Here is a 13,423-nt window from a genome sequence, read left to right on the forward strand (position 1 = left end):
GGTGGGCGGCTCGTCGGCGTCTGGGCACCCGGTGCCGCGGGTAGGTGGGCTCGCATGTGGGCGCGCGCAGCACTACGTGGAGCAGTGGCCGGCCTCGCCGGCGTCGCGGCGATGACGGCGGGGGAGAAGGTGGAGCAGCGGTTCACGCACCGCCCGGACTCGTACGTGCCGGCCAGGACGCTGACCGCGCTGACCACCGGGCGGCGGCTGCCGGAGTCGGCGAGGCCGCCGGTGCGCAACCACCTCATGCACTGGGGCACGGGCGCAGCCGTCGGTGCGCTGCGGGGCATCTGGGCCGCGGCCGGGCTGCGCGGCTGGCGGGCGAACGCCTGGCACACCTCGGTGCGGCTCGCCGTCGACCAGACCCTGGAGAACGCCACCGGGGTCGGCGCCCCGCCGTGGACGTGGTCCCGGCAGGACCAGGTGGTCGACGTGGCCGGCAAGGCCGTCTACTCGTTCGTGACCGGCGCCGTCGCAGACCGGCTGGTCGCCCCGGCGCGGGGCAGGAGTGGCTCGCGGGGCCTGTGGGACTGAGGTCCACTGTGGACCGATCGGTCCCGGCGCGCCGCGCGGCGTGCCAGCGTCACCGTCTCCCTACCGTCCGTCGAGACGCGCGCGGAGTCCGTCGCCCCTTCCCCGGGCGCGACGTGCGCAGACGGAGGCCCAGTGACCCGATCGAGCACCCGGCGGTGGACGCGCGCTGCCGCTCTCGCGCTGACCGTCGGCGTCGCCGTCGTCCTGACCCCCTCGGTCGGGCAGGCCGCCCCGGCGACCGCGGGCGAGGCGCGCCAGGCCGTCGCCGACACCGCGCAGAAGCTGAGCGCGCTGGACGAGCAGGTGCACGAGGCGACCGCGGCCGCCGAGCAGCAGGAGGCCGCCGCGGCCGCCGCCGCCGGTGCCGCCGCCCAGGCGCAGGCCCAGCTGGACGCGCTCGAGCCGCAGCTGCGGGCGATCGCCCAGACCGGCTACGTCGGCACCACCCGCGGCCGGCTCGCCGCCTTCCTCACCAGCGGCTCGGCCGACGACCTGATCCAGCAGATGAACACCCTCGACCAGCTGGCCTCGCACGCCGACGGCATCGTCGCCGCGGCGGCCGCCGCCCGGACCGCCGCCGAGCAGGCCCAGCAGCAGGCCGCCGCCGCCGCGGCGACCGCCGCCGAGGCCGAGGCCGCGCTGCAGGCGCAGAAGGACCAGCTGCAGGACGAGCTGGCCGGCTACCAGTCCGACTTCGCCCGGCTCTCCGCCGTCGACCAGGTGCGGGTGCTCAACGTCGTCTCCGGCCCCGACGTGGTCGCCGCACCGGCCGCCGCGCCGAGCGAGGCCGCCGGGATCGCGGTGGAGACCGCGCTCGCCCAGGTCGGCGACATGTACGGCATCGGCGCCAGCGGCCCCGACTCCTTCGACTGCTCCGGGCTGACCCAGTACGCCTACGCCGCCGCCGGGGTCTCGCTGCCGCACTCCAGCCGGGCGCAGTCCACCATGGGCGTCCCGGTGTCCCGCGCCGAGCTGCAGCCCGGTGACCTGGTGTTCTTCTACAGCCCGATCAGCCACGTGGGCATGTACATCGGCAACGGCCAGATGGTGCACGCCAGCGTCTCGGGCAAGCCGGTCGCGGTCACCAGCGTGGACAAGGGCGGCTACGTGAGCGCCCGCCGCGTCACCGGCGGCTGATCACCGCGGCAGCGGCTGGGCGGGGCGGAACAGCCCCTCCGGGTCGCGGTCCCGGGTGACCTGCTGCAGCCGGGCCAGGACGTCGGCCGGCCACGCGTCGGTGAGGTCCTGACCTCCGGCGAAGTTGTGCTGCAGCCCGGACCGCCACGGCGACACCGCGTCGACCACGCCCCGGACCGCCGCCGGCACCTGCTCGGCGACCGGTGGCACCAGCATCCCGAGCGCGAACACCGACCACCCGGCGTCCCGGCCGCCGACGGCGTCCGGCACCGCCGGCGGGGCCGCCGACGCGCCGCCGAGCTGGCGGACCTCGGCCACCAGCAGTGGGGTCTGCACGTCCGGACCGGCGACGGCGAGCAGCGCGTCGGCGGCCTCGGCCGGGAAGTCGCGCAGCAGGCAGCCGGCGTCGAGGGCCGGTGCGGGGTCGGCCGGGTCCATGTGCACGGCCCCGATCTGGCTGTAGGGCATCGGGCCGACCATGTTGATCATCGGTGGGGCGGCGGTGAGCATCGGGGCCAGCAGCGCGGCGCCGTCCTCCGCGGAACCGGTCGAGGCGACCCGCAGGTGCACCACGAACTGACCGCGCAACGGGGCCGGCACCTGCGGCAGGTCGGGCAGCCGGAGCAGCGCGATCGAGGTGGTGACCTCGGTGGGGAGCGTCGGCGCCCACTCCCGCCAGGCGTGCAGCACCGCCGGGGCGGCGGCACCGGGGAAGAAGACCGGCCCGCCCCAGAACCCGGCCAGCTCGACCAGCCCGGTGGTCATCGAGGTGACGACGGCGACGCCCCCGCCGCCACCGCGCAGGGCGAAGAAGAGGTCGGGCTCGCTGTCGGCGTCCACGTGCCGCTGCTCGCCGTCGGCGGTGACCACCTCGAAGCTGCGGACCCGGTCGGCGGCCCAGCCGAGCGACCGGACCAGCGGGCCGATGCCGCCACCGGTCGTCGCCCCGACCACGCCGACGGTCGGTGCCGCCCCGGCGACCAGGGCCAGGCCGTGGGCCGCGGCGACGGCGGTGACCTGGCCCGCGGTCGCCCCGGCGCCCAGGGTGGCGGTGCGGGCGTCCGGGTCGACGGTCACGTCGTCCAGCCCGCCGGTGCGCAGCAGCAGCGTGTCGGGTCCGGCCGCCCGGCGGGCGCCGTGGCCGGTGTTCTGCACGGTCACCCGCAGGTCGTGGGCGGCGGCGTACCGGACGGCGGCCGCGACGTCGTCGGCCGACCGCGCCTCGACCACCAGCGCCGGGGCGTGCACCACCGCGAGGTTGTAGCCGGTGACGGCGGCCGGGTAGCCGGGGTCGCCGGGGCGGTGCACGGTGCCGGTGAGCGGGCTCTGGGTGGTGGTCACGGAGGGGCCTCCCGGGATGGTCCCCGTGTCGGTCCCGCTCGGGTGCGGGCTGCGGCACTTCCTAGCGGCTGGCCGTGCCCGCCGGAACCCCTGCCGGCGCGGCTCCGGCGTCACTCGTAGGTGCGGCGACCCTCTGCGAGCTGCTGCACACAGGCAGCGATCCGACGGGCCCGGGTCTGCGGCGTCGCCGCGGTGTGCACCCGGAACAGCACGGCGAACCGGTTGGTCTTGTCCAGGCCGGCGAAGAACTCCTCCGCCGCCGGTTCGGCGGCCAGCGCCGCGGCGAGGTCGTCGGGGACGGTGATCGTCGCCGAGCCGGCGTAGGCGCGCTCCCAGCGGCCGTCGGCCTGTGCCGCCTCGACCTGGGCCATCCCGGCCGGGCGCATCCGGCCGTCGGCGACGAGGCGCGCGACGGTCTGCACGTTCTTCTGCGACCACACGCTCCTCGGCCGCCGCGGCGTGTACCGGACGGTGAACCAGACGTCGTCCACCCGGTTGCCGCGCCCGTCGATCCACCCGTGGCACAAGGCCACCTCGACCGCCTCGGGAGCGGTGATCGACGGGATGCCGGACGCCTTCTTCGCCATCTTCAGGAACAGCCCGGGCGCCCGGTCGTGCTCGGCGGCGAGCCACGCGTCGAAGTCGGCGGGCGTCGCGAACGCCCGGGTCTCGAACAGCGTCTCGTCGGCCACCGGCCCATCGTGCTGACCACCGCGGCCGGCGTCCAGGGCCGGCGGTTTCGCGGGCGCGGTGATCGGCTACGGCAGCCCGGACGGCCCCGAGCAGCGGGGCCACGACGGACGGACGACGATGCCGCAGTCACCGGGGCCCACCGCGCTGTGGCTGGTCCGCCACGGCGAGAGCCTGGGCAACCTCGCCGACGCGCAGGCCCAGGAGCACGGGCAGGGCCGGCTGGAGCTCGACGTCCGGGACCCCGACGTGCCGCTGTCGTCGACCGGCGAGGCCCAGGCCGAGGCGCTGGGCGCCTGGCTGGCCGGGCTGCCCGCCGACCAGCAGCCCACCACCGTGCTCAGCTCACCGTTCGCCCGGGCCGCCGGCACCGCCGAGCGCGCGGTCGCGGCCAGCGGGCTGGACCTCACGATCCGCTTCGACGAGCGGCTGCGGGAGCGCGACTTCGGCGCCTTCGACGGCATGACCCGCGAGGGCATCCGCGCGGAGTTCCCGGACGAGGCCCGCCGCCGGGAGCTGCTCGGCAAGTTCTACTACCGCCCGCCGGGCGGCGAGAGCTGGGCCGACGTCGCCCTCCGGGTGCGCAGCCTGCTGGCCACCGAGGCGCTGCGGCACGACGGCGAGCGGCTGGTCTGCGTCTCGCACCAGGCCGTGATCATGGTCTTCCGGTACGTGCTGGAGGAGCTGTCCGAGGCGCAGCTGCTGGAGATCGACCGGCACGAGCAGGTCGCCAACACCTCGGTGACCCGCTACGAGCTGACCACCGGCGGTGCCTTCGCGCTCGCCGGCTTCAACGGGGTGGAGCACCTGGCCCACCCGGACGACGCCCCCGTGACCGAGGAGAACGATGTCCCGTCCCCAGCCTGACGCCACCCTGGTCACACCCCCGGTGCTGCGCCGCTGGCGGCTGCCCGAGCCCACCGGCGGCAAGGAGTCCCGCGGCTCGATCCTGGTGGTCGGCGGCAGCACCGAGACGCTGGGCGCGGTGACGCTCGCCGCCGAGGCGGCGCTCCGCTCCGGCGCGGGGAAGCTGCAGGTCGTCGTCCCGTCGAAGGTCGCCCCGCACGTGTCGATCGCGCTGCCCGAGGCGCTGGTGCGCGGCGTGCCCTCGACCGAGGAGGGGGCGATCCGCGCGTCGTCCGCCGAGCTCGTGCTGGACCTGGCGCGGAAGGCCTCGGCGGTGCTGGTCGGCCCGGGGATGGCCGACGAGGCGGAGACCCGCGGGTTCGTCGAGGCGCTGCTGCCCGAGCTGGAGGCGGCGGTCGTGCTCGACGCGCTCGGCCTCGCCGCCGTCACCGCCGACCCGTCGTGCCTGCACCACCTCGCCGGCCGGGTCGTCCTGACCCCGAACCCGACCGAGCTGGCCATCGCGCTGCACGTCTCCCCCGACGAGCTCGAGGACGACCCGGCCGGGTCGGCCCTGCGGCTCGCCGAGCAGGCGCACGCCACGGTGGGGCTGGGCGGCGCGACCAGCTGGGTCGCCGCGCCCGACGGGCGGCTGTGGGAGGACGAGAGCGGCGGCGCGGGGCTCGGCGTGTCCGGGTCCGGTGACGTGCGGGCCGGGATCACCGCCGGGCTGCTGGCCCGCGGTGCCGAGCCCGAGCAGGCCGCGGTCTGGGCCTCCTACCTGCACGGCCGGGCCGGCGAGCGGCTGGCCGCGACCGTCGGCCGGCTCGGCTTCCTGGCCCGCGAGCTGCCGCCGCAGGTCCCCCGGGTGCTCGCGGAGGTCGACCTCTGACCCCTCGTGGTCAAGTGTGCTTGACATGCGGTGGCGGGACTGGTGGACTGCGCCCCTCTGTCAAGCACACTTGTCACAGGAGTCGGCCATGCGCCTGCGCCACCTCGCCGCCGTCGTCACCGGGCTGGTCATCGCCGCGGGCATCGGGCTGATCGCTGGGAGCACCGAACCCGAGCAGTTCTGGCTGCGGACGCTGGTCTTCGCGGCGTGCACGCTCGGCCCGGCCTACGGGGTGGGCTGGCTGGCCTTCGTCCTCCCGCGGACGGCGGACGCGCCGCCCCGGCGGGTGGAGGAGTCCGTCGAGCACGACTGGTGGCAGCGGAGCGCCTCTGGGTCGTTCCTCGACGTCCTGACCCTCGCCGGTCTCGGCGCCTGCGTCCTGGCGGTCACCGGGATGGAGCTGGCCGCCTCGACGGTGCTGGTGGCGCTGGTCCTGTTCGCCTTCGCCGACGTGGGGGTCCGCTGGACCGTGCTGCGCCGGCGCGCTGCCTGAGTGCGCAACGACCTGGCCGACCGCCGGCACCAGCGGGGCTGGTCCCAGGGCCAGCTGGCCGAGGAGCTGGGCGTCTCCCGGCAGACGGTCATCTCGCTGGAGAAGGGGCGGTTCGACCCGAGCCTCCCGCTGGCGTTCCGGATCGCCGCGCTGTTCGGCTGCCGGATCGAGGACGTCTTCACCCCCGACGAGGACTGACGGCTGACGTGCGGCCGGCGGTAGGCCAGGCTGGCGGGGTGACCGGAGCAGAGGGAGTGCAGGAGCAGCGCGCGGCCGACGTCTACGAGGCCGCGCTGCAGCCGCGGCGCGGGGGGCGGGTGCTGCGCAGCGCCCGGCTGCTCGCCGCGTTCGCCGCCGAGCTGGCCTGGGGGCTGCTGCCGCAGCCCTCGCTCAGCGACGTCGTGGTGACCCGGCGGGAGGACGGGCGCGAGGTGCTGCGGGTGGCGGCGGGCGACCCCAACGTGCCCGGCGAGATGCTCGCCCTCGTGCACCAGCACCTCGCCGACCTGACCCCGGCCGCCTTCCTCGCCGAGTGGGGCGCGGAGGAACCGGTGTGATCTGCTGCGACCCGTGCCGCGGGACCAGCTCGCGGCCTGGTGAGGGAGTGCAGCAGCGTGGCTGACAGCTACATCGGGGAACTCGACTTCGGCGCACCGGACATCCACGAGCTGGCGTTCGTGGCGCCCACCGCCGTCGTGGTCGGCAAGGTGACGATGGGGCCGCGGGCGAGCATCTGGTACGGCGCGATCGCCCGCGCGGACGCCGAGGTGATCGAGATCGGCGAGGACTCCAACGTCCAGGACGGGTCGACGCTGCACAGCGACCCGGGCTCCCCGCTCGTGATCGGCCGGGGCGTGACGGTCGGCCACAACGTGGTGCTGCACGGCGCCCGGGTCGACGACGACGTGCTGATCGGGATGGGCAGCACCGTCCTCAACGGCGCCCACATCGGCTCGGGCTCGATCGTCGCCGCCGGGGCCGTGGTCATGCAGGGCGCGGAGATCCCGCCGAACTCGCTGGTCGCCGGCGTCCCGGCCAAGGTGCGGCGCGAGACCACCGAGGACGACCGCGCGGCGATCCGGCTGAACGCGACCAGCTACACCGACCGGCTCGACCAGCACCGCGCCGTCCGCCGGGTGCAGCGCTCCCGATGACCTCGGCGGCCGAGCAGGAGCTGCGCCGGTCGGTCGGCTGGACGGTGACCGACCCGTCCCCGGGCCGCCGGACGGGCCGGGTGCTCGGTGGGCTGCTGCACGCGGTCTCCACCGTGGTCACCCTCGGTGCCGACGCCGCCCAGGGCGCCCGCCGCCCGACCTGGGAGGCGCCGGCCGACCCCGACGGGTACCTGGACCTCGGCCCGGTCGAGCTGCGGTTCCCGGCCTCCGCCCGGGCCCGGGAGGTGCGGGCCACCCGGCACGACGTGTGGACGACGTCCGCGGGCGCCCCGCCGTCCCGGGTGCCCGTCCGGGACTGGCAGGTGGTGGCAGCGGTGCCCGCGGACGACGCCGCGCACCGCGACGCGGCCGCGGGGTGGCAGCTGACGGTTACCGACGGCAGCACCACCGGGACGCTGTCGGGGGCCTGGCTGGCGCTGGCCTGGATCGGGCAGCTCGCCGGCTGGCCGGAGCCGGCCCCGGCGCCGTGAGCGCCGGGGGCTTCGAGGAGTTCGTCGCGCCGCGGGCCACGTTGCTGCTGCGGACGGCGTACCGGCTCACCGGCGGCCGGCGCGCGGCCCGGGACCTGCTGCAGGCCGCGCTGGTCGCCGGCCGGCGGCACTGGGACCCGGCCCTGGACGAGGCCGCGGCGACGGCGCTGCTCCGGCGCGAGCTGGTCGCCGCCCACGTCGGGTGGGCCAGCCGGGTGCACGTCGGCGGCCTGATCGCCGACAGCCCGCTGCTGGCCGGCACCCGCGGCCTGCCGGGCTTCGGTCACCAGCCCCCCGACGTCGGCCCGCGCGACGAGCTCAGCGTGGCCCTCTCCCAGCTGCCGCCGCGGCTGCGGGCGGTCCTGGTGCTCCGGTACGGCGAGGGCCTGCCCGACGCCGACACCGCCGACGCGCTGGGCACCGCGGTCGCGGAGGTGCCGCAGCAGGCCGACCTCGCGCTCGCCCGGCTGCACGCGTCGTTCGCCGGCAGCGCGGGTGGCAGCACGACCGGCGACCTCGCCGAGCGGTTGCGCCGGGAGCTCTCCGCGCGCGGCGACGACGTCACGGCCGACCCCGAGGACTACCTGGCGCTCGTCCGGGAGGGCACCCGCGCGCGGCGCCACCACCTGGCCGGGCTGCTCGCCGTCGTCGGGTTCGTCGTCCTCGTCGTGCTGCTGGTCGTCATCACCGTCTAGGAGGACCGGTCGGGGTCCTCCATCAGTTGCGGACCGACGCCACCAGCGGGCAGGTGAACGGGTCGCGCTCGGCCAGACCGACCCGGTTCAGGTACCGGACGACGATCCGGTAGGAGCCGACCAGCGACGTCTCGGTGTAGCTGATCCCGTGCTTCGCGCAGTGCTCGCGCACCAGCGGCTGGACCTTCTTCAGGTTCGGCCGCGGCATGCTCGGGAAGAGGTGGTGCTCGATCTGGTAGTTGAGCCCGCCCATCATGAAGTCGGTCAGCACGCCACCGCGGATGTTGCGGGACATCAGCACCTGGCGGCGCAGGAAGTCGACCTTGGCGTTCTTCGGCACGATCGGCATGCCCTTGTGGTTGGGCGCGAACGAGCCACCCAGCAGCAGGCCGAAGACCGCCTGCTGGACGACGATGAAGCCGATGCCGATCAGCGGCGGCATCACCAGGAAGACGGCGGCGACGAACACGCCGAGCCGGACGCCGATGATCGCCAGCTCCAGCCGGCGGTGCGGCATCGACTTCTCCCGGGCCAGCGTGGCGATGCTGTTGGCGTGCAGGGCGAGGCCCTCCAGGCACAGCAGCGGGAAGAACGCCCAGCCCTGGTGCCGGGTCCACCAGCCGCGCAGCCCGGACATCCGCTGCTCGGCGTCGTCGGGGGTGAAGGCCAGCACCGCGGACTCGATGTCCGGGTCCTTGCCCATCTGGTTGGGCGCGTTGTGGTGCCGGTTGTGCTTCTGCATCCACCAGCCGTAGCCGATGCCGGCGAAGCCGCAGGACAGCACCCGCGCCGACCACTCGTTGGCTCGGTGCGAGCCGAAGGCCTGCCGGTGGGCGGTGTCGTGGCCGAGGAACCCGAACTGGGTGCAGACCAAGGAGAAGACGACGGCCAGGGCCAGCTGCCACCACGAGTCGCCGAGCGCCACGATGGCCACCCAGGTGCCGGCGAAGGCGGCCACGGCCAGGGCGATGGAGACGACGTAGTACGGGCGCCGCCGGTTCAGCAGGCCGGCGTCCTTCACCTGCTGGGACAGCTCGGCGTAGACGCTGACGGACCGGTCGCGGGCTCGCGCGGGGCGGGGGGCCCCGGCGGGGGGAGGCGTGGTGCCTTCCAGGGTCGAGGTCATCTGTTCTCTCTGGCGGGCCCCGGGCTGCTCCGGGTGGTGCCGGGTGGTGCCGGTGCGACCGGCGACGACGGGGGACCGCGCTACGTCTGGATGGAGCACCGCGTGCGCCCGACGGTAGGTGACGCTGCGCGAGGCTGCCATCCGAGGCCCACCTGGCGGGACCGGCTAGGACGCCAGCAGCTCGCGGACCAGCACCCCGACCGCCTCGGTCTCCAGCAGGAACCCGTCGTGGCCGTAGGGCGAGGGGACCACCCGCAGCGGGACCCCGAGGGCGTCGGCCACCTGCTGCTGCTGGGCCAGCGGGTAGAGCCGGTCGGTGTCGACGCCGGCGACCACCGCACGCGCGCTGACCCGGGACAGCGCGGCCGGCACGCCGCCGCGGCCACGGCCGACGTCCCAGCCGTTCATCGCCTCGGTGAGCACCACGTAGCTGCCGGCGTCGAACCGGGCGGCGAGCTTGGTGGCGTGGTGCTCCAGGTAGGAGGCGACGGCGAACCGGCCGTCGTCCTGCACGTGGTTGCCGAACCGCGCCCCGAGCTCGAGGTCGCTGCGGTAGGTGAGGTGCGCGATCCGCCGGGCGATCCCGAGGCCGGACACCGGTCCGGGGCCGGGCGCGTAGTCGCCACCGGCCCACGCCGGGTCGCTGCGCACGGCCGCCTGCTGGGTGGTCTGGGTGCCGATCTGGTCGGCGCTGGCCACCGCCCCCGAGGCGAGGAAGAAGAGCCCGGCCACCCGCTCCGGCCGGGACACCGCCCACTCCAGCGCCCGCATCCCGCCCATCGAGCCGCCGAGCACCGCCCGCCAGCGGCCGATGCCCAGCGCGTCGGCGACGGCGGCCTCCACCGCGACCTGGTCGCCGACGGTCACCGCGGGGAACCGGGAGCCCCAGGGAGCACCGTCCGGGGCGGCCGACGACGGGCCGGTCGTGCCCTGGCAGCCGCCCAGCACGTTGGCGCAGACGACGAAGAGCTCGTCGGTGTCCAGCGGCGCACCCGGGCCGACCAGCGAGGGCCACCAGCCGGCGGTGGCGTGCCCGGGCCCGGCGGCGCCGACGACGTGGCTGTCGCCGGTCAGCGCGTGCTCGACGAGCACCGCGTTGCCGGCGTCCGGGGCGAGGGTCCCCCACGTCTCGTAGGCGACCCGGACGCCGGGCAGGGTGCCGCCGCGCTCGAGCTGCAGCGGGCCGAGGTCGAGGAACCGCCGGTCGCCCACCGGGTCGCCCTCGAGCCAGCCGCCGGTCCGGGACGCGGCGGCCGGAGCCGGTCGCGCGTCCCGGACCGACGTCACCTCAGGAGGCCTTCGCGGCCCGGAAGCCGGACTCGAGGTCGGCCAGGATGTCTTCGATGCCCTCCAGGCCCACGGCCAGCCGGACCAGGCCCGGGGTGACGCCGGTGGTGGCCTGCTCCTCGGGGGTCAGCTGCGAGTGCGTGGTGGACGCCGGGTGGATGACCAGGCTGCGCACGTCGCCGATGTTGGCCACGTGGCTGTGCAGCTCCAGCGCCTCGACGAAGCGCTGACCCGCCTCCTTGCCCCCGGTGATCTCGAAGGCGAGCACCGCCCCGGCGCCCCGGGGCGCGTACTTCTGCTGGGCGGCGTGCCACGGCGAGGACGGCAGGCCTGCGTAGTGCACCGACTCGACCTCGTCGCGGGCCTCCAGCCACTCGGCCACCCGTTGGGCGTTGGCGACGTGCCGCTCCATGCGCAGCGACAGCGTCTCGATGCCCTGCACGACCAGCCAGGCGTTGAACGGCGAGATGGCGGGGCCGAGGTCGCGCAGCAGCTGCACGCGGGCCTTGAGCGCGTAGGCCGGCGCGCCCAGGTCGGCGTAGACGACGCCGTGGTAGGTCGGGTCGGGCTCGGTGAAGCCGGGGAACTTCCCGCCGGTCCAGGAGAAGTTGCCGCCGTCGACGATGACACCCGCGATCGCGGTGCCGTGGCCGCCCAGGTACTTGGTGGCCGAGTGGACCACGATGTCGGCGCCGTGCTCGATGGGGCGGATCAGGAACGGCGTGGCGATCGTGTTGTCGACGATCAGCGGGACGCCGTTGCGGTGCGCGACCTCCGACACCGCCGAGATGTCCAGGACGTCGCCCTTCGGGTTGCCGATCGTCTCGGCGTAGAAGGCCTTGGTGTTCTCCTGCACCAGCGACTGCCAGTTCTCCGGGTCGTCGGGGTTCTCGACGAAGGAGACGGTGATGCCCATCTTGGGCAGCGAGTGGTGCAGCAGGTTGTACGTGCCGCCGTAGAGCGAGGCGGAGGCGACGACGTGGCTGCCGGCCTCGGCGATGTTCAGGATCGCCAGGGTCTCCGCCGCCTGGCCGCTGGCCACCGCGAGCGCCGCCACGCCGCCCTCGAGCGAGGCCACGCGCTGCTCCAGCGCGTCCTGCGTCGGGTTCATGATCCGCGTGTAGATGTTGCCCATCTCGGCCAGCGCGAACAGGTCGGCGGCGTGCTGGGTGTCGCGGAACTGGTAGCTGGTGGTGGCGTAGATCGGCAGCGCCCGGGCGCCGGTGGTCGGGTCGGGCGCGGCGCCGGCGTGGATCTGCCGGGTCTCGAAGCTCCAGCCGCTGGGTTCGGTCATCTGCCAGTACCTCCTGGGTCGCCGGAGCTCCACGGCGCGGAGGCTCCGTCCTTGCCGGGCGGCGGGCGCCGTCCAGCCAGCTCTTCCCCTGGAGCACCTCAGACGGAGTTGAGGTTGCCGGGCAGCCAGCCAGGTGCTTGTCGCTGCCTCTCGTGAGCCACCGCCGATCCTAGGACGCCGACCGGACGACTGCACAGGCCGGTGTCCCGGGGGTCCGCCGCGCTCCGCCGGTGAGCGGGCCGGCCCGGGACCCTGCTCTGCCGCGACTCGAGCTCTGCCCACCCTCGTAGGCAGACCTCGACTCTCCCGGGACCCTGCTCTTCCGCGACTCGAGCTCTGCCCACAGCTGTGGGCAGAGCTCTACCCGGCCGGGACCTGCTCCGCCGCGCCGGCCAGGGCGGCGATCGCTGCCCGGGCCTCGGGCACGGGCAGCGCCGTCGTCGCGTCGCCGACCGGCAGCTCCACCCGCTGCACGCCCGGGTCGGCGGTCGGGGTGGCCCGCTCCCACGTCCACAACCCGCCCTCGGCCAGGCGGCGGGCCGCCGCGGCGAACTCGTCGGCGGAGGTGCGGAGCAGCAGGTGCAGCATCGGCGTCTGCGGCGGGTCCGGGACGACGGTGACGCCGGGCAGGTCGCGCACCGCGGATGCGATCTCCCGCGCCCGGTCCAGGTAGCCGGGGAACAGCGGCAGCCGGCGGCGCAGGCAGCTCAGCGCCGACGCGGCGCCCGGCCAGAGCCCGAACAGCGTCCCGCCCAGCCGGCGCCGCCACTCGCGCACCTCGTCGACGACGTCCGCGGGCCCGGCCAGGCAGCAGCCGGCCAGCGCGCCGATGCCCTTGTAGAAGCTGACGTAGGTGGTGTCGAACAGCGCCGCGACCTCGGCCGGCGCGCGCCCGTACCCCGCCGCCGCCTCCCACAGCCGGGCGCCGTCCAGGTGCGCCGCGGCCCCGCGCTCCCGCGCCCAGGTCACCTGCGCGACCAGGTCCTCCCACGACGGCAGCTGACCGCCGAGGTCGCGCTGCGGCAGCTCGACCAGCAGCGCAGCGGGCTGCTCGGCGACGGCGTCCAGGTCGGTGCGCAGCAGCAGCCGGTCCCGGCTCCCGGTCGGGCGGCCGACCATGCCGTGCAGCCGCTCCAGCGGGTGGCCCTCGTGGACGTCGAGGTGGCTCTGCGGGTGGTAGACCACGGTTGTCCGCCCGCGGCGCTCGGCGTGCACGCGCAGCGCCGCCTGCTGGGCCATGATGCCGCTGGGCAGGTACGCGGCCGCCGGCTGCCCGAGCACGTCGGCGACCTCCCGCTCCAGCTCGGCGACCACCCCGCCGTCGCCGTACCGGTCCACGGCGGTGTCCGGCGGGATCGTCGCGAGCAGGTCGGCGGCCGACTGCGGGCCGTGCCCGGTCAGCGCGCGGTCGCAGGCCCGGCGGAGGGCGTCGAGGTCGTCCAC

Annotated in this window: 16 protein-coding genes and 1 riboswitch; of the genes, 10 read left to right on the plus strand and 6 right to left on the minus strand. The window is 75.7% G+C overall.

Translation table 11 applies throughout. From position 1 onward, the window contains the following. The first annotated feature begins 84 nt into the window (after positions 1 to 84). Entirely contained in the window at positions 85 to 534 is a 450-nt protein-coding gene (locus tag FHX36_RS16775; RefSeq protein WP_258372932.1) for a hypothetical protein, read from the plus strand. Positions 535 to 666: 132 nt separating this feature from the next. Then, positions 667 to 1,671, plus strand: a complete 1,005-nt coding sequence (locus FHX36_RS16780; protein ID WP_110553399.1) for a C40 family peptidase — start codon at positions 667 to 669, stop codon at positions 1,669 to 1,671. On the opposite strand, the gene FHX36_RS16785 is transcribed toward FHX36_RS16780, so the two are convergent. Continuing rightward, positions 1,672 to 3,012, minus strand: coding sequence for an FAD-binding protein (locus FHX36_RS16785; RefSeq protein ID WP_183513917.1), 1,341 nt, complete (start codon positions 3,010 to 3,012; stop codon positions 1,672 to 1,674). Between the two features lie 110 nt (positions 3,013 to 3,122). Further along, positions 3,123 to 3,704, minus strand: a complete 582-nt coding sequence (locus tag FHX36_RS16790) for a YdeI/OmpD-associated family protein (protein ID WP_110552571.1) — start codon at positions 3,702 to 3,704, stop codon at positions 3,123 to 3,125. Between the two features lie 118 nt (positions 3,705 to 3,822). Between FHX36_RS16790 and FHX36_RS16795 the strand changes: the two genes are divergently transcribed. The 8 genes from FHX36_RS16795 (at position 3,823) to FHX36_RS16830 (ending at position 8,273) form a co-directional block, all read left to right on the plus strand. Further along, the gene (locus FHX36_RS16795; protein ID WP_110552581.1) at positions 3,823 to 4,569 is read left to right on the plus strand and encodes a histidine phosphatase family protein; all 747 of its coding nucleotides are present in this window, start codon (positions 3,823 to 3,825) and stop codon (positions 4,567 to 4,569) included. Next, positions 4,550 to 5,440: an NAD(P)H-hydrate dehydratase gene (locus FHX36_RS16800; protein ID WP_110552572.1), complete on the plus strand. Its 891-nt coding sequence runs from the start codon at positions 4,550 to 4,552 to the stop codon at positions 5,438 to 5,440. The genes FHX36_RS16795 and FHX36_RS16800 overlap by 20 nt, the downstream gene beginning before the upstream one ends. An 88-nt stretch (positions 5,441 to 5,528) precedes the next feature. After that, positions 5,529 to 5,933: a hypothetical protein gene (locus FHX36_RS16805; protein WP_110552573.1), complete on the plus strand. Its 405-nt coding sequence runs from the start codon at positions 5,529 to 5,531 to the stop codon at positions 5,931 to 5,933. Next, complete coding sequence (locus FHX36_RS16810) at positions 5,934 to 6,131, plus strand: helix-turn-helix transcriptional regulator (RefSeq protein ID WP_110552574.1); 198 nt, start codon at positions 5,934 to 5,936, stop codon at positions 6,129 to 6,131. Between the two features lie 38 nt (positions 6,132 to 6,169). Continuing rightward, entirely contained in the window at positions 6,170 to 6,490 is a 321-nt protein-coding gene (locus FHX36_RS16815) for a hypothetical protein (RefSeq protein ID WP_146251615.1), read from the plus strand. Between the two features lie 57 nt (positions 6,491 to 6,547). Then, positions 6,548 to 7,087, plus strand: coding sequence for a gamma carbonic anhydrase family protein (locus FHX36_RS16820; RefSeq protein ID WP_110552576.1), 540 nt, complete (start codon positions 6,548 to 6,550; stop codon positions 7,085 to 7,087). After that, positions 7,084 to 7,578, plus strand: a complete 495-nt coding sequence (locus FHX36_RS16825; RefSeq protein ID WP_146251616.1) for a hypothetical protein — start codon at positions 7,084 to 7,086, stop codon at positions 7,576 to 7,578. The genes FHX36_RS16820 and FHX36_RS16825 overlap by 4 nt, the downstream gene beginning before the upstream one ends. Continuing rightward, on the plus strand, positions 7,575 to 8,273 hold the full coding sequence (locus FHX36_RS16830; protein WP_146251617.1) for a sigma factor-like helix-turn-helix DNA-binding protein: 699 nt from the start codon (positions 7,575 to 7,577) through the stop codon (positions 8,271 to 8,273). Before FHX36_RS16825 ends, FHX36_RS16830 begins: the two co-directional genes overlap by 4 nt. Before the next feature lie 22 nt (positions 8,274 to 8,295). Here the strand turns inward: FHX36_RS16830 and FHX36_RS16835 are convergent, their stop codons facing one another. The 4 genes from FHX36_RS16835 to FHX36_RS16850 form a co-directional block, all read right to left on the minus strand. After that, a complete protein-coding gene (locus tag FHX36_RS16835) occupies positions 8,296 to 9,399 on the minus strand; it encodes a fatty acid desaturase family protein (protein WP_110552578.1) in 1,104 nt (367 codons plus the stop codon). A 165-nt stretch (positions 9,400 to 9,564) separates the two neighbouring features. After that, positions 9,565 to 10,686, minus strand: a complete 1,122-nt coding sequence (gene metX / locus FHX36_RS16840) for a homoserine O-acetyltransferase MetX (RefSeq protein ID WP_181428790.1) — start codon at positions 10,684 to 10,686, stop codon at positions 9,565 to 9,567. A gap of 1 nt (position 10,687) precedes the next feature. After that, the gene (locus FHX36_RS16845) at positions 10,688 to 11,980 is read right to left on the minus strand and encodes a bifunctional o-acetylhomoserine/o-acetylserine sulfhydrylase (RefSeq protein ID WP_110552579.1); all 1,293 of its coding nucleotides are present in this window, start codon (positions 11,978 to 11,980) and stop codon (positions 10,688 to 10,690) included. Between the two features lie 42 nt (positions 11,981 to 12,022). Continuing rightward, positions 12,023 to 12,138: riboswitch (SAM riboswitch) on the minus strand. Positions 12,139 to 12,340: 202 nt separating this feature from the next. After that, positions 12,341 to 13,423, minus strand: coding sequence for a threonine aldolase family protein (locus FHX36_RS16850; RefSeq protein WP_110552580.1), 1,083 nt, complete (start codon positions 13,421 to 13,423; stop codon positions 12,341 to 12,343).

It is taken from the genome of Modestobacter versicolor, assembly GCF_014195485.1.
GTDB lineage: Bacteria > Actinomycetota > Actinomycetes > Mycobacteriales > Geodermatophilaceae > Modestobacter > Modestobacter versicolor.

Coding starts and splice junctions, on each gene's coding strand:
- FHX36_RS16825 (WP_146251616.1), top strand. CDS start 7,084: ATGACCTCGGCGGCCGAGCAGGAGCTGCGCCGGTCGGTCGGCTGGACG.
- FHX36_RS16835 (WP_110552578.1), bottom strand. CDS start 9,399: ATGACCTCGACCCTGGAAGGCACCACGCCTCCCCCCGCCGGGGCCCCC.
- FHX36_RS16805 (WP_110552573.1), top strand. CDS start 5,529: ATGCGCCTGCGCCACCTCGCCGCCGTCGTCACCGGGCTGGTCATCGCC.
- FHX36_RS16845 (WP_110552579.1), bottom strand. CDS start 11,980: ATGACCGAACCCAGCGGCTGGAGCTTCGAGACCCGGCAGATCCACGCC.
- FHX36_RS16800 (WP_110552572.1), top strand. CDS start 4,550: ATGTCCCGTCCCCAGCCTGACGCCACCCTGGTCACACCCCCGGTGCTG.
- FHX36_RS16795 (WP_110552581.1), top strand. CDS start 3,823: ATGCCGCAGTCACCGGGGCCCACCGCGCTGTGGCTGGTCCGCCACGGC.